At 68.0% G+C, this 23,459-nt stretch carries 10 protein-coding genes and 2 pseudogenes; 7 read left to right on the top strand and 5 right to left on the bottom strand.

The genetic code is table 11. From position 1 onward, the window contains the following. Positions 1-317 precede the first annotated feature (317 nt). Complete coding sequence (locus ACIQCH_RS34965) at positions 318-1,034, bottom strand: HNH endonuclease family protein (protein ID WP_402587794.1); 717 nt, start codon at positions 1,032-1,034, stop codon at positions 318-320. Positions 1,035-1,518: 484 nt separating this feature from the next. On the opposite strand from ACIQCH_RS34965, the gene ACIQCH_RS34970 reads away from it, so the two are divergent. Then, positions 1,519-2,109 (top strand): RNA polymerase sigma factor, encoded by a 591-nt coding sequence (locus ACIQCH_RS34970; RefSeq protein WP_402587774.1) that lies wholly within the window; start codon positions 1,519-1,521, stop codon positions 2,107-2,109. 200 nt (positions 2,110-2,309) lie between these two features. After that, positions 2,310-2,534, top strand: a complete 225-nt coding sequence (locus ACIQCH_RS34975; protein WP_402587796.1) for a helix-turn-helix domain-containing protein — start codon at positions 2,310-2,312, stop codon at positions 2,532-2,534. 168 nt (positions 2,535-2,702) lie between these two features. Here ACIQCH_RS34975 and ACIQCH_RS34980 read toward each other — a convergent pair whose 3' ends face one another. Both ACIQCH_RS34980 and ACIQCH_RS34985 read right to left on the bottom strand, forming a co-directional pair. After that, positions 2,703-4,433 carry an FG-GAP repeat domain-containing protein gene (locus tag ACIQCH_RS34980; protein WP_402587775.1) on the bottom strand — a complete coding sequence of 577 codons (1,731 nt, stop codon included), beginning with the start codon at positions 4,431-4,433 and terminating at the stop codon, positions 2,703-2,705. 67 nt (positions 4,434-4,500) lie between these two features. After that, a complete protein-coding gene (locus ACIQCH_RS34985; protein ID WP_402587777.1) occupies positions 4,501-7,857 on the bottom strand; it encodes a hypothetical protein in 3,357 nt (1,118 codons plus the stop codon). 440 nt (positions 7,858-8,297) lie between these two features. Here ACIQCH_RS34985 and ACIQCH_RS34990 point away from each other — a divergent pair, with 440 nt between their 5' ends. Together ACIQCH_RS34990 and ACIQCH_RS34995 are read left to right on the top strand one after the other, a co-directional pair. Next, positions 8,298-15,092: a polymorphic toxin-type HINT domain-containing protein gene (locus ACIQCH_RS34990; protein ID WP_402587779.1), complete on the top strand. Its 6,795-nt coding sequence runs from the start codon at positions 8,298-8,300 to the stop codon at positions 15,090-15,092. Continuing rightward, positions 15,089-15,448 (top strand): hypothetical protein, encoded by a 360-nt coding sequence (locus ACIQCH_RS34995; RefSeq protein ID WP_402587781.1) that lies wholly within the window; start codon positions 15,089-15,091, stop codon positions 15,446-15,448. The genes ACIQCH_RS34990 and ACIQCH_RS34995 overlap by 4 nt, the downstream gene beginning before the upstream one ends. 236 nt (positions 15,449-15,684) lie before the next feature. Here ACIQCH_RS34995 and ACIQCH_RS35000 read toward each other — a convergent pair whose 3' ends face one another. Next, positions 15,685-16,644, bottom strand: a complete 960-nt coding sequence (locus tag ACIQCH_RS35000) for a pentapeptide repeat-containing protein (protein WP_402587783.1) — start codon at positions 16,642-16,644, stop codon at positions 15,685-15,687. A 631-nt stretch (positions 16,645-17,275) separates the two neighbouring features. On the opposite strand from ACIQCH_RS35000, the pseudogene ACIQCH_RS35005 reads away from it, so the two are divergent. The 3 genes and pseudogenes from ACIQCH_RS35005 to ACIQCH_RS35015 form a co-directional block, all read left to right on the top strand. After that, a pseudogene (locus tag ACIQCH_RS35005) lies at positions 17,276-18,066 on the top strand (IS5 family transposase). Positions 18,067-18,114: 48 nt separating this feature from the next. Then, positions 18,115-18,932 (top strand): IS5 family transposase gene (locus tag ACIQCH_RS35010; RefSeq protein ID WP_402587785.1). Its coding sequence is split into 2 segments (ribosomal slippage): positions 18,115-18,457 and positions 18,457-18,932, totalling 819 coding nucleotides; the frame shifts between segments, so codons are not numbered across the junction. A gap of 563 nt (positions 18,933-19,495) precedes the next feature. Further along, a pseudogene (locus ACIQCH_RS35015) lies at positions 19,496-19,678 on the top strand (transposase); the annotation flags it as partial. 8 nt (positions 19,679-19,686) lie between these two features. On the opposite strand, the gene ACIQCH_RS35020 reads toward ACIQCH_RS35015, so the two are convergent. Next, positions 19,687-22,770 carry an FG-GAP-like repeat-containing protein gene (locus tag ACIQCH_RS35020; RefSeq protein WP_402587786.1) on the bottom strand — a complete coding sequence of 1,028 codons (3,084 nt, stop codon included), beginning with the start codon at positions 22,768-22,770 and terminating at the stop codon, positions 19,687-19,689. Between the last annotated feature and the right edge of the window lie 689 nt (positions 22,771-23,459).

Below are 23,459 nucleotides of genomic sequence, written 5' to 3' on the forward strand. Positions count from 1 at the left end.
CGACAGAAGCTGGCCGCCGCCGCGCTGCTTCGAGAACAGCTCTCCGACGTCGAGTGGGACCACTACCAACACACGCAAAACGCCCAGACGGCTACTACTGAGCTGAACGAGGCGATCGACGCGCACCGCCATGCGGTCGAAGCGTTCACGGCGCGGGCCGACGACGAAGTGCTCTGAGCAGAGCGGGCCTTGCTGGCCGGCCCGGTTCGGCGGGGCCGTGTCGCAGCGGGTATGTGGAGCGCGCTGTGTAGACGTGCCGGGGCTGCCCGGCCGGGAGGGCTGGGCAGCTGTGGGCGGCCGCGGCCGCAGGCCGGCAGTTACGGTGCGGGCTCGTACGCGACCGTGGTGGTGGGGCAGTCCTCTGCGAGGCCGAGGAGGGCCTGGCGCTCGTTCTCGTCGACGGCGAGGTCCCACCGCAGCCTCGTGCCGACCCAGGTCGCCGCATACGTGCAGTGGTAGGCGCCGTTCGAGGGCAGCCATTCGGCTGGGTCCTTGTCGGCCTTGCTCCTGTTGGAGGCGGCGGAGACAGCGATCAGGGTGTCCGGGGACGCTTGGTCGTTGGCGTACGCCTCGCGCCGGGCCGCGGTCCAGGGAGTCTGTTCGGAGTCGTAGACCTCGGCCAGGGGCACGAAGTGGTCGACGTCGAGCCGGGCCGCGTCGGTGACGACCACGTTGTCGTACGCGCTGCGCCAGGATCCGCCGGTCAGCTTGCATCCGGCCGCGGTCTGCGGCGCCTCGAGGGCCTCGGCCAGGATGACCTCCTTGCGGGTGTCGCACCCGTCGGTGGCGTTCAGCCCTCGGTTCCAGTGCTTGTACAGGGTCTGTACGTAGCCCTCGCGGTGCTCGGCGGCGACGGGCAGGCGGTCGATTGCGTCGAACAGGGGCAGGGGAACGCGGACTGCGGACGGCTCGGCCGCCGTCGTGACCGAGGCCGGGGCGGCCTCGAGGTCGGCGTGCGCGGGGAGGGCCGCGGTGAAGAGGGGCAGAAGGCCGAGGGCGAGGGCGGGCAGGCCGCGCAGCATCAGGTTCTTGATCACAAAGGTCGGTGTAACGGTCCCGCCGGGAGGCCTGACAGGCGCGCGATGGCCAACTCACCTGACCGGGACGGTGCGATTCACCGCAGAAACGCGCCTGCGCTGTGCCTACGAGACCTGTTCTCCAAGAGTCAGCTGGGGAGGGGTGGGGCAGCTACCAACCCACTACGGTAAAAGATCTTGGTTGTTTGAGGCAGCGGATGGGCGCTCTCGTTCGACTCGGGGGCATGAACGCATTCTTGGCGCACGGTTTCGGTGCATTGACGACAGTGGCCGAGCACCCGTGGACCGTCCTCGGCGTGTGTCTGCCGGGCGCTCTTGTGGGGGGACTTGCTCTTCTGGCCGAATGGCAGCGCAGGGCCACGCTGTTGGCCCTGGTGCGCAACGCGCCGTCGGGCACAGTGGTGGTCCAGGAGCGGGGCAGGGGAGGACCGGCCATGCGCGTCCACGTCGGCGCCTCGGGAACGAACGAGGGGGGTCATGAGTGACACACCGTCGCATCCCGCGCGATGTCGCGGAACAGGTCGCCGAGCTCTGGGACCGCGAGGCCGGAGCCTTAACCAAGTACGCCGTCTGGCGAACGGCCGGTCAAGGCGCTGCCGCCGACCTGGTGCAGCGCACCTTCATGGCCGCGGCCGAGGACTGGATCAAGCTGGCCGATCTCGATGACGACGCCCGCCGCAGCTGGCTGCGCAGGGTCTGCAAGAACAAGTGGATCGACGACTGCCGACGCAGCCAGCGCGGCCGCGACCTCCACCCCCAGGTCCACCGCCTGTACGAGCGGAGCGAGCCAGACCCCGCCGACATCGTGATAGCACGAGAGGACCTGGCCCGCTGCTGGCAGGTGTTCGAGCAGTTGCCCCCGGTCCGCCGCCAGGTCGCGCTGTTGTACTTCGTCGACGGCCACTCCGACCTCGCCATCGCCGAGCTCCTGGGGACCGGGGCCTCCAACGTCCGCAAGCACGTGGCTCTGACCCGCAAGACCCTCCGCGCGGCGCTCGGGGAGGCCTTCGGCTGGGCCACCCGCGCTGAAGGAGTACGACCCGTGGGTCGAGAACAGGGGGAGACGGCATGAACCACCACACACGATTCGCCCCGCTGGACGCAGACACCGTGATCGCCAACCTCGTGCAGCAGACCGAGGCGGTCGTCGAGGTCGACCAGCAGAGCCTGGCCGACGGCAAGCGCGCCCTGCTCAGCTGGATGGCGCAGGATACCGATGACGACGGGCCTGCCACAGGACCCGCTGCGACCCCGCAGGGCCGCCGTCGGCCCGTGGAGCGGCCGCTCAGCGAGGTGTGCTTCCTCACCGTCGGAGAGGTGGCGGAGGTCATGAGGGTCTCGAAGATGACCGTCTACCGCCTCGTGCACAACGGCCACCTGCCGGCCCTCCGCGTCGGACGATCCTTCCGCGTCCCGGAGCACTCCGTACACGAGTACCTGAGGGAGAGCTACGCGGAGTGGACCGTCTTGCACGCCGGCCAGCCGGGGCAGGAGTAGTCGGACGAGGCCGCGCTCACGCGCGCAGCTCCGCCGTCCAGCATGGTGAGCCCCCGAGGGCTTGGAGGATCAAGATCCTCCAAGCCCGTCCGCTCACGCATGGCACGGCTGCAGCCTGGGGCAGCGTCGGCTGCAGTGCGTGACCCCACCGCGCTCAGCGGGCGCGACTCAGACGATGCTGTTGTACATCTGCCAGCCGGTCCCGATCTTCGTGCGAGCGGCGAACGGCGCTGAGGACTGGCCGCTGCCCTTGTACAGCCAGAGCACGCCGGCCTTGTCTCGTGCGACGAGGTCGGCCTTGCCGTTGTCGGTGACGTCGCCGACGACGGACAGGGTGTTGTAGCCCTGCCAGCCCCCGCCGACCTTCGTCCGCGCGGCGAATGGCGCCGAGGCTTTGCCTGTGCCCTTGTGGAGCCAGAGGGCGCCGGATCCGTCCCGCGCGAGCAGGTCCGGCTTGCCGTCGCCCGTGAGGTCAGCCGACCCGGCGAGCATGTTGTACGTTCCCCAGCCCCCACCGATCCTGGTGCGGGTGGCGAAGGGGGCGGTGGTCTTGCCGGTTCCCTTGTAGAGCCACAGCACGCCGGTCTTGTCCCTCGCGAGCAGGTCCGACTTCTTGTCGCCGTCGAGGTCTCCGGCGCCGGTGATGGTGGTGTAGGTGTTCCAGCCCGTGCCGACCTTGGTGCGAGCCTTGTACGGGGGTTGGAAGTTGAACTGGCGCTGGTAGTACCAGAGCGTCCCGCTGGCGTCCCGTGCGACGAGGTCGCCGTGTCCGCGCTCGACGCGCGTGGGCACGGGGTTCTCGAAGTAGTAGAGGTTCTCGCTTACCGGTTCGAGCTTGGTGATCTGGCTGTAGACGCCCCAGCCGCCACCGATACTCCGGACGTACCCGAACGGCTTCGCCGGGCTGCCCGTACCGTAGATCCTCTGCAGGGCGCCCGAGGCGTCCCGCGTGATCAGGTCGTGTCGGGGGCGCAGATCGCCGGTTCCTGCGGTGAAGGTGGCCTTGCGGTCGAGCGCGCTGCCGTAGTGGGCATAGTCGTAGATGTCGTGCACCACGTGGGTGTCGAGCTTCCACGTGTCCATGCCGGCGGGCGCCGCGACCGTGTACTCGATGGTGTGGTCACCGCGGCCGACCGTGCAGTCGAGGTTGATCGACGCTCCCAGGATGTGGTGGGTGTCGACGGTGCACGATGCGCCCGAGGTGGCGGTGACGTCCTTGACGAGCACCTCGTCCTTACGCCATTCGGGTTGGCCGTCGGCGGGCATGTACCGCGTGAACACCTTGCCCGGGTCGGTGGCGTGGATGCGCAGCTTGTGCCGGACGGTGCGCCCGGCGGGGACCGCGGGGGTGTCGAATGCGACGGTGTTCCGTGCGGCAGCGGTTGTCTTCGTGACGATCTTGAGAGCCCCGTGGCCGTGTGTGGAATCGGTGGGTGAGGCGTCGGCTTTGACCACGTCGGCGACGGCCGCGTCGACGTCGCCGCCGCGTGGGACGAACACGAACCCGTAGTGCGCTTCGGCGTCCGGTGTCGTGGCGTCGACATGGAAGGTGAGGCGGCTGTACCGGGAGGCGGGGATCGTACGCTCGCAGGTGTAGATCCCGGATCGCCCGGAGACGGCCTGGCACTCCGTGGCCTCTAGGTGCAGGGATGCCGGCAGGGCGCGCACTGTTCCGGTGAGGGGCTTGCCGGAGACGGCGACGACCATCGTGCCCCTGCGCAAAGGGCCGGTTTGCTGAACAGGGTCCGCTTCCCAGAGTCCGCCCGGGGCGACGACGACGTCGGAAGCTGCGAAGGCCAATGGTTCTTCTGCCGCCGAGGCGGACCCGAAGGCCAACGGCCCGGATATGAATGCGGCTGCGGCGGCAATCGCCGCCGCACGCCGGTGTGTGGTGCGCAAGGAATCTCCTACCTGGATGGCCCCCGGTCCGGGGAAACGGGGGCCATCCAGTATGAAACGAAAGGGATCAGAAGATGCCGGTGATGGACGTGGTCCAGGAGCCGGTACCGACCAGCCGGGGCGGCCGGTGAGCTGTCAGGCCGCCCGGGTAGAAGAGCAGGCAGCCGGTCGGGCAGGTGGTGCTGGCCGCCGCGCCGTCGTCCTTCACATAGGGCACTGCAAGGTCGGGATCGGCGGCGGTGGTGGCCCACAGGTCGCCGGCGCCCTCACCGGTCGTGGGAACGAACTGCTTGTAGGTGGTGGTGACGCCATCGAGGGGGACGGAGAAGGTCTTGACCGTTCCCTGCGCGTTGCCGGCGGAGGTCAGCAGCGGTCTGCTCGCCCTGTGCCAGCCGCCGCTGCCGTAGATCACCCTGTTGTCGAAGTCGAGACCGTACTCGCCAGAGCTGCTCTTCTTGCCGTGGAAGAGGATGAGCTGGTGGGTGTCGTCGTCCCTCGCGAGGATGTCGCCGAGGCCGTCACCGTCCTGGTCACCGATGGACAGGATCGTGCGGTTCAGCCACGCGGTGCCGCTTCCGATCGTGTTGACCGTGTCGAAGTCGAAGAGTGATCCCTGGTCCGGCCGACCGCTTCCGGTGGTCATGCCGGAGTAGAGGAGGACCGTGGCGTCGCTGCATCCCGAGTCGGTGCACTGGACGGTGACGAGGTCGTTGCCCTTGGCGTAGCCGGTTGAGGTGCGCTCGTCGAGGTCGCCCGGCAGGATCATCTGCCTGACGCTCTTCCAGCCGCCCGCGTTCTTGCTGCTGGAGGGCGGGGCGAGCTCGCGGCGGGTCCAGTACCAGGGTTCGCCGCGTCCGTTGCCTGCGTACAGGTATGTGTTGCCGTTGCTCAGGCGGGCGATGACGTCCTCGTAGCCGTCAGGTGAGTCAGTGGTCAGGCCGGCGTAGTCGCCTCCGTGGGCAATGAGGGCATCGCCCCAGCCGCTGCTCCCCACGAAGACGGAGGCGCCGACCTTGCCGGTGCCGTCGCCACCGTAGAGGCGGAGACGCCCCAGGGTGTCGGTGGCCAGCATGTCGGCGTAGCCATCACCGTTGAGGTCGCCGAGGCGGTCGTGCGGGTAGGTGCCGAGGGTGTTCGGTGTGATGCCCGGCTCGTAGACGTAGTCGGCCGGATTGGTCTTCAGCGTCGTGATGTCCTCGTCGCCGTCCGTCGGCGAGTGGTTGCCGGCCTGGTCGTAGGCGAGTACGTAGAGCGTGCTGCTCGGCCAGCCCGTCGGGACGACTTCGATATAGGCGGTGTAACCGCTGGAACCGACCGGGACCCAGTTGCCGTTGGAGCACCGGGTGCTCGAGACGGAGATCGGGTGGTCCATGGCCCAGCAGAAGCCGGCGAGGTCACCGGCCGGGTTGTGGACCTTGAAGTGGGCCGTGGTGCGCGCCTTGAAGCGGGCGGCGGAAGGGATCGGGTCGCCGTCCTCGGTCCACACGTCGACGCCGTACTTGGGGCCGACGCGGTCGACGGTGAAGGAGCAGTCCGCCGTGTAGGCGCTGGCCGGGCCCTCGCCGTCGGTGGCACGGACCTTCCACTTGTACGTGCCGTTGGTGAGGTTCTTGGCCAGGACGGTCGCGGTGGCCGTCTGGCCGCTGGAGACCTTCGTGGCGTAGCTGACGGGGACGGATCCGCCGCTGGAGTTGGTGACGGCGAACTCGGGCGTGACAGTGCCGCCGTCCTTGTCACGGAGCTTCGCGGTCAGCGCGAGGCCGCTGTTGCCGATGGTGGCGCCGCAGGCAACGGGCTTGTTGCCGTCGCCACCGGGGGTCCAGGTGCCCTCGAAGGCGTCGGCGTCGAGAACCTCGGGCTTGAAGTTGTAGGTGATCTCCAGGTTCGGGTTGTTGCGGAATCGCTTGAAGCTGTTGACGTTGCCGCGGTACGAGTCCGGGGTGCGCAGGCCGAGGACGAGGGGGTCCCAGCCCTTGTCGGCGGCTTCCTGGACGTAGTCGGTCAGCGCCGTGGACTTGAAGTCGTGGCCCTGTACACCAGGGCAGACGATGGGATTGCCGTGTGCGAAGGAGTCCGCGTCGAGCTTGGAGCCCCAGTAGTTGTCCTGGGTGTTCCAGGTCGGGAGCGTCTTTATGCTCTTGGCGCTCCACAGCTCGGTGGGGCCGGCTGCTGATGCGTCGCAGCCCCAGGAGTGGGTCTCCTCGACGGCGAAGGTGACACTGGTGATCGTGGCCCCGTACAGGCCGGTGGTGTCCATGGCGAAGAACGAGCTGGTGTCGCCGGAGCCGTTGTAGCCGACCCGCGGCTCGTCGGCGGGGTTGTCGGACCTCCAACCGATGCCGTTGGGGTAGTCGTCGTTCGGTGTGGCCGAGTAGATGACGGCCCACCCGTCGGTACCGCCGCCCGAGAAGATCGGGTCGATGACCAGCGGGAACTGGTCCGCCGTGGTCAGGAGGTCCGCGTCCGGGGTGAGGGTGAGGGTCGAGCCGGTCACGTCCGCTGCGACCGGGGCGGTCTCGGGCCGCTCGGCGGGTTCTGCGTCGACGGCCGGCGACACGGCGGTCATGGAGGCGGAGTAGCTAGCCGTCTTGGCGGTGGTCGCCTTCGACTGGGCTGCGTTCTTGGCGGCGGCCGTGGAGGCCCCCTCGGTCTGTGCCGCCTCCGGGGCGGTCGCGGGCTGCTCCCACATCTTCGGCTGCGGCGCCTTGAAGATGACGTTGCCGTCCACGTCCTTGGCGAGCAGGACGTCACCGGCGGTGTCGTCGAGCGTCACGCCGCGGGACTCGATCCCCAGCCTGATGTTCTTCAGCGCCGGGTTGACGGCGGCCTCCGGCGTCTTGACCAGGAGGTGCTGGGCGAAGCCGTCGACGTCTGCGGTCAGCGTCAGGTCCACATCGGGCAGGACCGACTTGTAGAGCGCGGTGTTCCCCTCCACCACCGGCTCGGGAAGAGTGGTCGGCCACTTCAGGGAGAGGCTGTTGCCGTTGTCCTTCATGGTGACGAGGGGCGTGGTGCCGCCCGTCGAGAAGCTGATGTCGAACGTCGTAGCCTTGGGCCCGAGAGAGCCGTCCTCGCGCCTCGCAACCGTCGGGTCCGTCCTGCGCCAGGTGAGGTCGGAGCGCGTCCAGATGGGCCGTGCGTACTGGCGGCGTGTCATGGAGCCGTCGGGGTTGGCGAACGTCTCCGCGGTCTCCTCGCGACGGTCGACGATTTCGATGCGGTGCCCGGTCTTCGCGGCGAGATCGAACGCTTTCGATTCGGAGGCGGAGGCGATCCGGCCTTCCGCTTCGGCTGCCGACTCGGTAGTCGGGGCCGCCGCTGCCGCGGGGGCGAGGGCGGTGAGGGCAGCCGCAGGGAACGCCAGGGCGAGGAGTGTCGCCAGGGGGCGTCTGGAGCGGCTGCCGCGAGAGGTGGTCTGACTCATGCGCGGCACTTTCTCAATGCGTGAATTGCTGTAGCGGTAGCACATTACGCAAGTGGCCAGGGAATTGCGAAGCGGGTACTTCAGTGGGTGAAATTTCCCCGAAAGGTCCGATTGGGCCCTCTAGGTGATCTTCGTCGTGTTTGATGACGGTGCGTCAAGCCTGGCAAATCTGCAGGTCAGGGTGTTATCAAGATCACTCTTGCACTGTTAGCGCAGAGAGCGTTAGATGCGGAGGCTAGTTATCTGTTTTTAATTTGGGGTGGGGTATGAATACCGGCCGTCCATTTTTCCGTGAGCAATTCCGGGGACGGGGGTGGATCAGTGAGAGACGGCGGCGACTGCGTGCCTCCGTCGTCGGCGTCACCGCGACGGCCCTGACCGTCTCGCTCCTGTCAACACCCGCCTGGGCAGCGTCGCCGGCCGCCTTCAAGCCGCGCGCTGTGGAGAAGACGAAGTCCGTCGATGGACACGACCTCGTTCTCCCGCAGCACAAGTCAGCTACCGCTGGTCGAGATATCTGGAAGCCGGCTGCGGTGCGGTGGCCGGCCGCAGCGAGCCACGACGTCAGCTTGACCGCCCCCGCCAAGAACGGCACAGGGGCGGCATTGCAGGCCGGATCCTTCACCGGCGCGGACGGCACGCCTGTCAAGGTCGCCGCAGCCCAGGGGACGAAGAGCGCCAACACGACCGCACCAGGCAAGGTGCGCGTCGCCGTAGCCGATCGTGCCGCCACGGCCAGGGCAGGCGTCAAGGGCGTGCTCCTGTCCGTGCAACGCACGGACGGCTCGGCTGCTCCGGGCACGGCCCGCGTCGAGCTCGACTACAAGGCCTTCCGCGACGCTTACGGCGGCGGCTGGTCCTCGCGGCTGCGGCTGGTGAGCCTGCCTGTGTGTGCCCTGACCACGCCGGAGAAGCCCGAGTGCTTGGAGCGGACCCCGCTCGACACGCGGAACAACGGCAAGGCCGGCACCCTGACGGCCACAGTTGGGCTCCCGATAGCCGCGCCCACCACGAGCAAGGCAGCAGTCTCTCCCTTCGTGGCGCAGACGGGCGGCATCGCGCTGCTGGCTGCTGAGGCGGCGGCGAGCGGTGACGACGGCTCCTTCAAGGCGACCTCGCTGTCGCCGAGCGGCTCCTGGTCGGCAGGCGGGAACTCGGGCGGGTTCGGCTGGAGCATCCCGATCGGCGTGCCCTCGGCGCCGGGCGGCCTGACGCCGAAGATCAATCTCGGATACAACTCGTCCGCCATCGATGGCCGTACCGCTTCGAGCAACAACCAGTCGTCGTGGATCGGTGAGGGTTGGGACTACTCCCCCGGCTTCGTCGAGCGCACGTACGCGTCCTGTGAGAACGACAAGCAGGGCGGCGCGAACAACACCGAGAAGGTCGGCGACCTCTGCTGGAAGTCGGAGAACGCCACCCTGTCGCTGAACGGATCCAGCAACGACTTGGTCTGGGACGCAGGCAAGAAGGTCTGGAAGCTCTCCGGAGACGACGGCTCCCGCGTCGAGCGCCTCTACGACTCGACCGACAATGGCTCCGGAGACGACGACTTCGAGTACTGGAAGGTCACCACGACCGACGGGACCCAGTACTTCTTCGGCAAGAACCGTCTGCCGGGCTGGACCACGGGCAAGCGGGAGACGAAGTCGGTCAACACCGTCCCCGTCTTCGGCAACCACGACGGCGAGCCAGGCCACGCGAGCGACTTCGCCTCCTCCGCCGAGCAACAGGGCTGGCGCTGGAACCTCGACTACGTCGTGGACCCACACGGCAACGCGATGGCCTACTACTACACGAAGTACATCGGCTACTACGCGAAGAACAACAAGACCGACAGCCCGACGGCGTACACGCGTGACGGCGTCCTGACGCAGATCGACTACGGCCTGCGAGCCGGCCAGGTGTACACCACTGCCAACCCCGCCGGCCGAGTGACCTTCGGCCTCTCCGACCGCTGCACCGCGGAGGACTGCACCCTCGACGAGGCACACAAGGCCGACTGGGGCCCGGACGTCCCCGTCGACCTCCTGTGCACCAGCGGCACCAAGTGCTGGCAGTCTGCACCGAGCTTCTGGTCCACTAAACGTCTGAAGTCCATCAACACGTACTCCCTCGTGGGCAGCACGCTCACCACCGTCGACAGCTGGAACCTGGTCCAGTCGTGGCCAGCCACGGGTGACACCGCGCGGCGTGCCCTGTGGCTCAACTCCATCCAGCGCACTGGCAAGGCGGGAGGACTCGGCGACCTGTCCCTCCCGGCGACGACGTTCGAGGGCACCCTCATGCCTAACCGCGTCGACGCCGCGGACGGCAAGCCCCCGCTGAACAAGCACCGCATCACGAAGATCACGAACGAGACCGGCGGTCAGACGCTCGTCACGTACAGCCCCACCGAATGCACCACGGCCACCCTGCCCGCGCCCGACAAGAACACCAAGCGGTGCTACCCGTCGTGGTGGACGCGCGACGGCGCCGTGGACCCGGAGAAGGACTGGTTCCACAAGTACGTAGTCACGCAGGTGACGGAGGACGACACCACCGGTGGCACCGGCTCACCGTCCAAGGCCACGAAGTACACATACGCCACGCCGAACTGGCGCAGGGACGACGGCGAGTTCACCCTCAACAAGCACCGGACCTACAACCGGTGGCAGGGCTACACCGCGGTCAACACCTACGTCGGCACCACCAACCAGACCAAGACCGGCACCACCTACTACACGGGCACGGGCGGCGACGTCTTCGGCGTGACCGACCGGCCCGACTTCGCCGGCCGCACCGCACAGACCCGCACGTACGAGGGCACGTCCGGCCCCTACGTCGTCAAGACGACCAACATCCCCTGGATATCGGGCGAGACCGCCACCCAGCCGGTCAAGGGCATCACCGACCCCGACGAGCCGAGCAAGCCGGCGCCCGACCTCCCGGCCAAGACAGCCCATCTGTCGGGCACGACGACGACCTTCAGCGACACGCTGCTGGACGACGGCACGACCTGGCGCCGCAACACCACGACGCGCACCTACGACCCCGTCTACGGCCTCCAGCTCACCGAGGGCGACGACGGCGTCGGCGGCAAGACCGAAGCCCAGTGCACCAAGACCTCGTACGTAACGCCAGACACCACGAACTGGCTGATCAACTACGCGGCCAAGAAGGTCACCACCAGCCACTACCCGTGCTCGGAGAGCTCGCCGAACGCCGAAGTCACCGGGGCGTCGCGCACGTACTTCGACGGCCAGGCGTACGGGGTCGCCCCCAAGCCAGGTCTCACCAACGCCACTAAGGCCGAGGAAGCATCCGGTCTCGACTCGGGCGGCCTGTTGGACTGGCAGACCACCGCGCAGTCGACGTACGACCAGTACGGCCGTTCACTGACCTCAACCGGTGAAGACGGCCAGACCACCGCCACCGACTACACACCCGACGCGGGCGCCCAGCCCACGTCGATCAAGGTCGCTGACCCCAAGGGCAACACCTCCACCACCACGTTCGACGGTCTGCGCGGGCTCACGCTTAAGACCACCGACGCGAACGGCCGGAGCACCAACTCCGCATTCGACTCACTCGGCCGTCTGACCAGCGGCTGGGCCAAGGGCCGCACCACCACCGACAAGCCGAACGTGAGCTTCACCTACCAGCTGTCGTCCACGGCGCAGTCCGCGGTGACGACGGAGCAGTTGTACGAGGATGGCACGACGGGCACCTCCGTCACCCTGTACGACTCCCTGCTGCGCCAGCGGCAGACCCAGTCCGACTCCGTCGGAGTCGCCGGTCGCATCATCAGCGACACTTTCTACGACGACCACGGCCGGGTGGCGCGCACCAATGCGCCCTACCACAACAGCGACCCTGTCTCGACAACGCCGTTCGTCGCCACCGACAACCAGATCCCCAGCACCATCACCACGGAGTACGACAACCGCGACCGCACCACGGTCAGCACCCTGCTGTCGCTCAACGTCCCAAAGTGGTCGACTACCAACACCTACGGCGCCGACTGGTCAGCGGTCCTCCCGCCGGACGGCAGCGCAGCGACGCTCTCCGTCACCGACCCCCGAGGGCGTGTGGTCGAGCGGCGCCAGTACAAGGACCGCACCCCGCTGATCGGGGCCGCGTCGAGCAAGTACGAGAAGCACACCTACCAGTACGACACCGCCGGCCGCCTGGCCCAGGTCAGCGACAACTCCGGCCGCAACGCGTGGGTCTACACGTACGACCTCCGGGGGCGCCAGCTCACCGCCAAGGACCCTGACAAGGGTCTGGCCACCACCCACTACGGGGCGGACGGTCGCGTCGACACGGTCAAGGACGCCGAGGGCAACACCCTGGCCACCACGTACGACGAGCTTGGCCGCAAGACCAGCCTCCGCAAGGGGTCGGTCACGGGCACCAAACTCGCCCAGTGGACGTACGACACCGTCACGGGCGGCAAGGGCCTACCGGCCACGTCCACCCGCTACGACGGCACCGCCGCCTACACCACCTCCGTCGTCGGCTACGATGCGACCGCCACGGCGACCGGCACCAAGCTCACCGTCCCGGCGGTGACCGGCGAAGAGGAGCTCGCCGGCACCTACACGGTCGCCACCACCGCCACGGACGTGAACGGCCTGCCGGAGACGGTCAAGTACTCGACCAGCAACACCGACGCCGCCACTGCCCTTCCCGCTGAAACAATCACCAGCACCTACGGCGCCCAAGACCAGCTGAAGACTGTGAGCGGAAACCTCTCACAGGACTACTTGGCCGGTTTCAAGCCCACGCCGTTCGGAGAGGTGGCACAGGTAGAACTCGGCAACCTCGGCAAGCGCATCGTCGAAACATTCACCTACGAAGCGTCCACTCGGCGCACGGCAACCAACCTGGTCCAGCGCGAGGCAAGCAACCCGGCCGTGCTGTCCGATGTCCGCTACACCTACGACGACTCGGGCAACGTCACCCGCATCAGGGACCTCCAAAACGACGCATCGGTCGAGGACGACCAGTGCTTCGACTACGACTGGGCCGCCCGACTGACCGATGCCTGGACCACCGCGGGCACCTGCACCACCAAGCCCACCACGGGCGCCGGCGCCGACGTCCTCGGCACCGTCGACCCCTACTGGACCAGTTGGACCTTCACCGACACCGGCCAGCGCGCCACGGAAACCCAGCACAAGGCCGGGCCCGTTACCGCTGACACCAAGCGCACCTACACCTACCCGACCACCGCCGCCGCGGCCCAGGCCCACGGCGTCCGCAGCGTGACCGCCACCGGCGGCACCACAGGCACGGACACCTACACCTACGACAAGACCGGCAACCTCGAAACCAAGATCCCGGCCGTCGGAGCCACCCAGACGCTGACCTGGAATGAGGCAGGCAAGCTCGCCACCTCCACCGTGTCCGGCGCCACCACGTCGTTCCTCTACGACCCGGAGGGCACCCGACTTCTCAAGCGCGAGCCCACGAAGACGACCCTCTACCTGCCGGGCGGCCAGGAACTCATCCTGACCAAAGCCAGCAGCACCCTCGCCGGCAACCGGTACTACAGCGTGCCCGGCGGGTCCGCCATCCGCTCCAGCGACGGCTACGTCCGATTCCTGATCGCCGACCACCACGGCACGAACACCCTGTCGGTCACCGCGGCCAACCTCGCCGTCAACCGCCGCAAGCAAATGCCCTACGGCGCCGAACGCGGCACCCCGCCAGCCTTCTGGCCCGGCCAGAAGGGCTTCGTCGGCGGCGACATGGACGCCACCACCGGCCTGACACACATCGGCGCCCGCGAGTACGACACCAAGCTCGGCCAGTTCATCAGCGTCGACCCGATCCTGTCCCTTGACCAGCCCCAGTCCCTCAACGGGTATGCCTACGCCAACAACAGCCCCGTCACCGGCTCCGACCCCACGGGTCTGCAGCAGATGTGCGGTGAAGGCGGTGCAGCCTGCTACCCGGACGACTGGAACAACGACGGCACCGGCAACAAGGACGGCGACCGCAGCACCAGCGGCAACGACGAATGCGGCCACGACCCCGAGTGCAAGAGCGGCTGGACCCAAAACCCCGGAACGAACAGCAACAGCAACAGCAACAGCAATGGCAGGAACAAGCAGCCAGAACCGCCCCCGTGTTCGCCGAGCGGATACCCCGCCTACTGCAACCCCAAGCTTTCCTCGGAGCCGCAGGTACCGACTGCGGGACAAATCCCCGACATCCCTTGCTCTCCGCCAGACTCGCCACGTACCTGCAACGCCCGTAATTCTTGGTTCAAGACAGCAGTGACCGTGGGCCCGGCCCTTGGTCTGGGCGTCAGCGCCAGTGCCTGGGCTCGAGGGTCGTTCGGTCGCGGGCCCGTCGCCCCAGGAGGGGGCAACTGCTTCCTTGCAGGAACACTCGTCCTCATGGCTAACGGCTCAACCAAGGCCATTGAAGAAGTGAAGATCGGCGACAAGGTAGTCGCCACGAACGCGGAAACCGGAGAATCGGGCTCCCGAGAGGTAACCCAACTCATACGGTCGGAGGGAGAGCGAAAACTCAACCGCCTCTCCATTGAGACCCCAGGGGGCACGAAGTCGCTATCCGCGACGCGCGAGCACCCCTTCTGGTCGCCCTCCGAAGGCAAGTGGGTCGAAGCCGGTGCTCTGCGCCCGGGCATGACCCTCCGAACTGCCAAGGGCGAGACCGTTACCGTCAGGGGGAACCTCCCTTACACGGCCCGGGTGAAGACGTACAACTTCACCGTCGCGGACCTGCACACGTACTATGTACTCGCTGGGGCCACGCCAGTGCTGGTTCACAATGACTGCGGGGATAGTGTTGTACTGGGCGTCCGCGAGCACTCCGATTCTCTGGCGGCATCGCGGCGAGTAGCCGGTGATTCAAAGGCTCACACATTTAATGATAGTGATTACGGCGATGTTGCCGAGAATGGCCTCCCTGGATGGATGAATGGCGTTCAGGAAGCGGCGAGAAATCCGAATATTCGGCTCACAGTGTCGCTTGACGGACTTCCCGGGGCAACCCCTACCGAAGCGTTCGCTAATGCCTATATTCGAGGAGTCCGGGGCGGCATGAAAATGGCCACGCAGTCTGGTTATGGCACGGCCTGGGAAATGAGTGTAGTCGGCAGGAATGTCATGTTGGGAAACCGGGGCTGGGGCTCGATCAACTGGTACTGGAATGGCTTGCCAGCGACGATGCACGTGCCAGATTTTGCTGGCCTGCGGAAGGCGGCGGGGATCAGATGAACTTGCTGTATGAATCTGACAGAAAATTCGAGGTTTGGAGCTTTAGTGCATCGCATCGGCAGCTGATCTTGCGCAGTAATCCCGATCGCATTGCTCGAACGGTGACTCGGGTCGAGATCTATTTCGGACATGTGGAATTCATGTCCACGAGGTCAACTTATCGCGGTATTGCAATCGCGGAAGCTGGCCCGGAAGAGGCTTTGAGTGTAGCGAAAAGAGTCCCGGCTGATTTGAAATCCGATGGGATCTATCTGCTTGAAGGGGATCTGCTGAGTTTTGTCATTTCGGCAAAACCGGCATGGCGCGAAGCTGAGTGTGATTTTGATGCGCCATCGCTCTTCGGGTTCCATGTGTAGCCAGATCGCCGGGCCTGGTAATTAAGCCTCCTTTTGGCCCCGCCGGACGTAATGTGCGGTGGGGCTAAAAGGGTTCTGACGGTAGAAGTTTGAACCGTTCTGATTTCTCTGCCGCTCGAATGTGAGCCATTGGAGAGGACGGGACACGTGCCCAAGAAGATTGACCCCGCGCTTCGAGCCAGGCTGTGAGGGTCTTCCTACCTCTGGCTCAGGGTGCATGGTGGATTCGCCGCGGGTCAGTACGGTGGGGCCTTCGACTGTTCCCTCATCACAGCGGCGATCCGGGCCAGGACCTTGGCATTCTTAGCGAGGTGTGCCGGGAGAACCGTCGCCTGTGTGGGGCGGGCGGACACCAGTTGCTCAACCGTCAGAACCCTGGCCTTCTTCAGGTCGGCCCCGTGCAGGTGGGCCCCAGGCAGGATTGCCCCGTCCAGGCGGACGCCGTCCAGGTTGGCCTTCTCCAGGTGGGCCCCTTCCAGGTGGGCTCCGTCCAGGCGCGCTCCTTGCAGCTGGGTTCCCTCCAGGCTCGCGCCTTTCAAGTATCCGTTGGTCATTTTCGCCCCTCGCAGGTCGGTACGGGCCAGGTCGAGTTGGAAGGGCTCATCACCGTCGCGGGGCCGACGGCCAAGTACGGTCAGTGCCGCCTGGACTGATTCGGTTGGGCGCTGGTACGCATTGTCAGCAGTGTGTCTGCTGTGAGTGCTCGCGATCGGCGCTCCGGCCCGCAGGCGCTGGCGGGCAAGCCGCAAGTGATCCTTCGTGGCAGTCTCCACCGGGGCAGTGGCATGCGAACGGACGAATGCGGCGAGGACCTCGACGATGGTTGCGTGGTCCTTCACGGAGTCCCGCATGATGCGCTCCAGTGCATAGATCCCACCGAGTTGCTCGACTGGCTTGTCGGAGGCAACCTGTCCGATGGCCTTGGTGTACCGGTCGGTGACCTGTCCTTCGCGGTTCTGGTGCAGGGTGCGGTGGGTGTAGATGACACCGACCGCCGCCAGACCGCCGGCGCCCAGGGCCAGCAGAGCGGTGCGCACACCAGTGACTGCGGTGGCCTGGGCCGGTTCGATGTGCTCGAGATGGTTCTCATCCATCCACCAGGGAACTTGCCACAGCGCCACGAAAAACACGCCGACACTTACGAGTACCGCCAGGGCGCCCCACACCCCCCACGACTTCCGAGATCTGGTGCTCATGCCCTCCAGCACAACTCTCCCTACCCTGCTCAGATGGGTGGCTCGGCGGAGGTCACGCACAGAGGGGGCTATGTTCTCCCGACGGTGACACGGGACGGCACTCCCATCAGATACACCGAGCGGGGCATGATTCCGACTCCCGCGAACCCGAGGCCGGGTAATGAGCGAATCGTGACAGGAAGTGACGGCTCGGTATATTACTCACCGACGCATTACCAAACCTATTACAGGTACAAGTGACGTGATGGCGGCGGCTCGGGCCCCTGTGCCCGGGCCGCAGCATCCGATTCCCGTGCCCCAGATGCGCACTGAACGGGTGTCGCCGATCAGTGAAGCTGCGCGGTCGTCGTGCTTTTGACGTGGGGTTGTGCAGGTTGGTTGAGCGAGTTGCGGCTGTGCTGACTCAGTGAGTGTGTGCAGAGTGCGGGTGCGTCGGCCGTTTGGCCTGTGCATTTCCCTGGTCGGGGTTTGGTTGCGCAGGTTGGTTGAGCGCTGCGCAGTTTCACTGGTCCGCGACAGTGGTGTCCTTTGACAGCCAAGTTAGAGGTCCTAACAGAAGCTGTTGATCATGTGACTTTCGGTTCGGATCGTCGTTGGTCTGGTCGTGGGGAAACGTGAGTCGCGGCCGTGGATCGTGTCGGATGAACTGTGGTCGCTGATCGAGCCGTTGCTGCCCGAGCCGGCACCGAAGCAAGTGGAGGGCCGGCCGCGGGTGCCCGACCGGCAGGCTCTGTGCGGGGTCCTGTTTGTGCTGCATACGGGGATCCAGTGGGAGTACCTGCCGTAGGAGCTGGGCTTCGGTTCCGGCATGACGTGTTGGCGGCGGCTGGCCGCGTGGAACGACGCCGGCGTGTGGGACCAGCTGCACGTGGTGTTGCTGAAGAAGCTGCGGGTCGCGAAGAAGCTGGACTGGTCGCGGGCGGTGATCGACTCCTCCCACGTCAGGGCCGCTCGGCGGGGCCCAAAAGCCGCCCCAGCCCGGTCGACCGCGCACGTCCGGGCAGCAAGCACCACCTCATCGTCGACGGCCAGGGCATCCCACTCGCCGTCTCGCTGACCGGCGGGAACCGCAACGACGTCACCCAGCTGATGCCTCTGCTGAACAAGATCCCGCCGGTCGCCGGCCTCGTCGGCCGGCCCCGCCGACGGCCCGACACGCTGCTGGCCGACCGCGGCTACGACCATGACAAGTACCGCCGCCTGGTCTGGGCGACCGGAGTCAAACCCGTGATCGCCCGCCGTGGAGTCCCGCACGGCTCCGGCCTCGGCGTCTACCGGTGGGTCGTGGAACGGACCATCGCCTGGTTCCACGGCTTCCGCCGCCTCCGCATCCGATGGGAACGGCGAGACGACATCCACGAAGCCCTCCTCGGCCTCGCCACCTGCCTCATCACCCACCGCCACGTCCAACGCCTTTGTTAGGACCTCTAAGACCGTGTCCTATGTGGTGAGGCGGTCGTTGGATAGTCCATGGGGCGGGGCACGTGGAGTTGGATTGTTCCGGACGGGCTGTGGGAGATCGCGGAGCCGTTGATCCCGGCGTCGAAGGTACGGCCGCAGGGTGGCGGAACGCAGGACACCCCTGATGAGACGCTGTTCGCGGCCATCATCTACGTGCTGGTCAGCGGCTGTGCCTGGCGAGCCCTGCCACCCTGCTTCGGGATATCGAAGTCGACGGCCCACCGCCGGTTCCTGATCTGGTCGCGGGCGGGCCTCTGGGGCCGGCTGCACGAAGAGATCCTGCACCGGCTCCACGACGCCGGGCTCCTCGATCTCTCCCGAGCCGTCCTCGACTCCGCACACGTGCGGGCCAAAAAGGGGGCGAACTCACAGGTCCGAGCCCCGTGGACCGGGGCAAGCCGGGCTCCAAGATGCACGTCCTGTCGGACGCGGCCGGACTGCCCCTCCTCGTCGGCCTCTCGGCCGCCAACACCCACGACAGCCAAGCTCTGAAACCTATGGTGCTCGGTCACCAAACGAGACACGACCCCCATCGCGGCCGCCACTTCAAGCCCCGGAAACTCCACGCAGACAAGGCATACGACATACCTGAACTGCGGAAATGGCTCCGCGGCAAACGGATTGGCGTCCGCATCGCCCGCAAGGGCATCGAGTCGAGCGAACGACTAGGGCGCCGGCGGTGGGTGATCGAACGGACCAAGTCCTGGCTGACCGGCTACCGCCGACTCAACCACCGCTACGAACGCAACCCACGTAACTACCTGGCCTTCCTCGGACTCGCCGCAGCCCTCTGCTGCTACAAACGCCTCCTCCGCCTCACCACATAGGACACGGTCTAAGTGGTCGGTGGTTCGCGCGAGGGCGTAGACGAGCTCGTCGTAGCTCATGCTCGACCGGCCGCGGATGCCGGCATTCGTTGCCTTCTCGTGCATCGCGGCCTTGGTGAGCGACCGAAGCGACTGGGAATGGGAGGTTCCGGAAGTGGCTCGGTGCTTCGTGGCCCGGCTTCTTCCTCGATTCCGTTGCCTGGGCTGCGGAAGCACGGGCCGCTGAGCAGAGTCCTACTCCTGCGTGGCGTCTGCCTGGCAGCACTGCCCCTCGACCTGGTCGACCGCAAGAGCGTCCTGGACGCGGTGCCGGCCGCGGCGTTCCTGGGCCGGACCATGACCGAGGTACTGCCGGACATCCATCGCTCCGGCGAGATCCTGTGTACGGTCCTCGCCGACGGACAGCCCCGCACACTGGCGGTCACAGGCACCACACGCGCGGCCTCGCCGTTCCGGGCGCCGTCAGTGGAGCGCGGTCTGTCACCGGCTGGAGGACAAAGGGCGGGTGCTCGGCCTGCGCGGCATCGGAGTCGAGGTCAGCGGACTGCGCCAGTACATGGACGATCCGCCCCAACGCCGCCTGCCCGGCCAGGGGACCGAAACCCAGCCGCGCCCCGGACCCGGACGACCTCCCGGCCGACGAAACACCCGGCCCACCCGCCACGACGTCCACACACCCCGTAAAAGGGGCCCCCACGTCCCGGAGCAGGAAGTCGACCACTCCGCGACGTCGCCGCACGGGTTAGGGATCAAGCTAGTACAGCCCTGCGTACACCTGCCAGCCGGTGGCGATCCGGATGCGGGAGCCGAAGGTGCCCTTGCCGGTGCCCGCGTAGCGCCAGACGACGCCGGACGTGTCGCGGGCGATCAGGTCCGCCCGGCCGTCGCCGGTCAGGTCACCGGCGCCGACCAGGGCGTTGTACGCCGTGCCCCAGTTGTCGGCGAGCTTCACGGGCGCGGCGAACCTCCCGCCGCCCAGGCCGCTCATGCGCCACAGCTCGTTGCCCGTGTCGTGCAGGACCAGGTCGCCGTGGCCGTCGCCGTTGAGGTCGCCGGCGCCGGTGATCCGCTTGTAGGCCTTGTACGCGCCCGGGACCTGCTTCCGCGCCGCGAACACGCCGTCGGCGTTGCGGGCGTACAGGTACAGGGCGCCCGTGGTGGCGTTGCGGGCGACCAGGTCGCCGCGGCCGTCGCCGGTCACGTCACCGGGCGAGGTCAGCACGTCGTACTGGTTCCAGCCGGTGCCGATGAGCTTGCTGGCGGTGGACGGGGTGACCGTCTTGCCGCAGGAGGGGGTGTACCGGCGCAGCTCGCCGGCCGAGTTGCGGACCAGGAGGTCGTTGCACCGGTCGCCGTTCATGTCCTTGATCGGTACGGGGCGGATGCCGGCGGGCCAGCCGGAGCCGGTGGCGGTGCCGTAGAACGCGCCCTTCCCGTCGCCGTACACGAAACGGAGGCCGCCGGTGGTGGTATGGGCGAGGACGTCGCCGATGCCGTCGGGCCCCTGCTCGAAGTTGCCGTAGTCGTGCGGGGCGGCTCCGCCGCCGGAGACTCTGCTGGTACCCGAGGCGACGGTGACGGCCGTCGTCGCGCCGTACGGGACGGCCTTGACGGCCCAGCGGAAGCCGCCGTTGGGGGCGTAGGCGCCGGTGGCGGTCTTCAGGTCCCAGTCCACCGCGAGGCGTCCGGGGCCCGCGCCTCCCGTGAGGGTCCGCAGCGGCGTGCCGGCCAGGTCGGTGAAGGCCATGGTCCAGGAGGCCACGGGACGGCTGAGCAGGAAGTCCCAGCGGACGGGGGCGTACCTCGGGTCGACGCTGCCGGGCGAGCCGCTCTCCGTCACGGTGAGCGGGGACGGGGCGATGCCGGCCGACCGTACGTGGACCTTCTCGGCGGCATCGACCCAGGCCACCAGGTTGGTGAACTCGTCGACGGCCCAGCGCACGCGGCGGTCCAGGGCCAGGCCCATCACAGGTACGCCAGCGGCGAGGGTCCGGCTGGTACCGGTCCGCGCGTCGGTCAGGACGAGATTCTTGGCGGTATGGTCGTGACGCACGGTGAAGCCGTCGCCGAGCAGTACGTCGCCGGCCGGCACGGCCTTAGACGTCTCGGTCACGGTGTCGAAAACGCCCGCGGGACCGGTGCTGCCGCAGCTCCAGTACAGCCAGCGGCCGCGGGCCTGGAGCTCCTCTGGCATGCAGGGCGCGCCGGTCTCCACGGTGACCGCGCTGCTCGTGGGCGTGCTCCGCTTCTCCAGCCGGCCGGCCGTGGAGGTGGCGCTCCACAGGACACCGGCGTCGAGCGCGGCGGTCCGGACGGACCGCTTGAGCAGCTGGCGGCCGAACTCGGCCACGTACTGGGCCGGCGCGGCCCCGCCCGAGTTGAAGAGGACGTACCCGTCGGACACGTCCGCGAGCGAGCCGCCCGTGGTCTCGGCGAACTCCAGGAACTCCTTGCTGTCGAGCGCCCTGACCCGGTCCCGCTCGCCCTCCACGTCGGCGCGGTACTGGACCACGTCGCCGCCGGAGCCGGCGTTGCCCCACAGCGGGGTGCAGTTCACGGAGGAGACCGGGCAGGGGCCGTCGGTCTCGGTGCCCGCGGTACGGGCCGAGGCCGTCAGGCCGGCGGTCGGCGAGCTGCCGATCTTCCAGACGCTGGTGCGGTCCGTGGCCGTGCTGGTCTGGTCCTCGGCCACCCGCAGCACGCCGCGGCTGATCGCGATGCCGGTCTTGCGGTAGCCGGGGCCGGGGACGTTCTGCAGCTCGGCGGCCGCCGGCTTGCCGTCGGCGGCCTTGCCGATGCGCTGGACCCACCAGTCCGCTGCGTTGGTGCCGCCTACCGTGAGGACGCGGCCGTCGGGCGTGGGGACGAGAGCGGTCAGGGCGGCGGGGAGGACCGTGCGCTCGGCGCCGCCGGCGACCGGGGCGGCGTACAGGGTCTCGTACTCACCGTGGATGAGCACCCAGCCGCCGAGCAGGGCGGCGGACTTCGGCCGGTACAGCTCGCTGTTCTCCTCCTCGAAGGAGACCGTCTTGGCGGGCCCGGTGAGGGCCGTGCGCTCCTTGGTGACCAGGTACGGGCCGTCCAGTAGGCCGACCCGTGAGCCGTCCAGCAGGGGAATCGACTCCTCCGACGCGTCGAAGGCGTCGGTGAGCGCGGCGGAGGCGAAGTCGACGTACCCGGCGCGGGTGTCGTCGAACTCGCCCTCCTCGCTGATCCGGTAGGTCACCAGCGCGCCGGCCGTGTCGCCCGCGCCCCCCGGCCACACGTAGACGGTCACGGTCTCGCCCTGCGGCAGGCCCGTGACAGTACGGTCGCGCCGCTCGCCGGACGGGAAGTCGGTCAGCACCACGGCCGAGGTCGTCAGGTCCTGCGTGATCACGGTGGAGCCGAACGTGCCCACGTACTCCCGGCCCTGGAGGTCCACCGTGACCGGCGCCGAGCCGTCGGGGCGCCAGAGGGTCAGGCTCTCGGGATCGCGGTCGTTCGGCAGGGCGACCAGGTCGGCGCCCTGGCCGTACCAGCCTCGGGAGGGGCTCGCCGGCACGGGGGCGGTCGCCGGGAGCGGCACGCTCACGAGGTCGGCGTACCGCGTCCAGACCGGGGCGGTGGCGCCCGGCGGGACGTGGAGGAAGCCGGTGGTGCCGGAGGCGAGCAGCCGGTCGTCGCCGGGTTCCGCGTTCGGGTCGGGCGCGTCCAGGACGAGCTCGGTGACCGGCGGCGCGGCGGTCGCGGCGGCGGTCGCCGTGCCGGGGCCGGCGAGCGAGGCGCCGGTGGCGGCCAGCAGGCCGAGCGAGAGCAGCGCCGGGACGGCGCGGCGCACGCGGGTGTGACGGGGCAAGGGGGCCCTCCGGGGCGGATGCGCGGGAGGGCGTGCCGGACCGGGCGCGTGCGCGCCGGACTGCCCGGTGGCCCCCGCTGAGAATGGCGTGATCCTAACCGGGAGGTTGGCCGAAACCGTGAGGGGGCCGGGCCGGTGAGCGGATTGGCCATAGGTGGATGCTTTTGCGCCGCCCCTGGACCCCCGGCGGCGGTGCCGTCGTGGCTCGGATGACCCGCCCCGGGTCGAAGAGCCGTTCGCCGTTCCCCACCGCGCGGCCGCCGACCAGCGCCAGCACACTGGGCCCCCAGCCAGTTGGCCGGTGGGCGGACGGCGGTCAGGGCCGGGGCGGTGAATTCGGTGGGCGGAGCCGTCGCGCACGACCATGCACACGTTGTCGGGCAGTGAGCGCCCCCTGACACCGGATGCCGCGGATCGCGCCGGATGCCATGGCAGCCGCGACGATCGCGGGAACCCTGGGCCGGCAGCGGGGCGTCCGCCGCCGAGCACTGCAGCGGGGCTTGCCGTGACTGATGGCCAGGTGGGTGGGTGGTGTGGTCCTGGGTGGGGACCTTGCTGATGTCAGGTGGTGGGCCGGTGAACTGGCGGCCCAGTGCTACTGGCCCCCACAGCGTCGTGCACACCCTCGCTGAGGACTGACATGACTGCCGCAGCGGGTACGCCCCACCGGGGGAGGGGCACGCGGTTGG

This window comes from Streptomyces sp. NPDC093225 (assembly GCF_044753805.1).
In the GTDB taxonomy this organism is placed as follows: domain Bacteria; phylum Actinomycetota; class Actinomycetes; order Streptomycetales; family Streptomycetaceae; genus Streptomyces.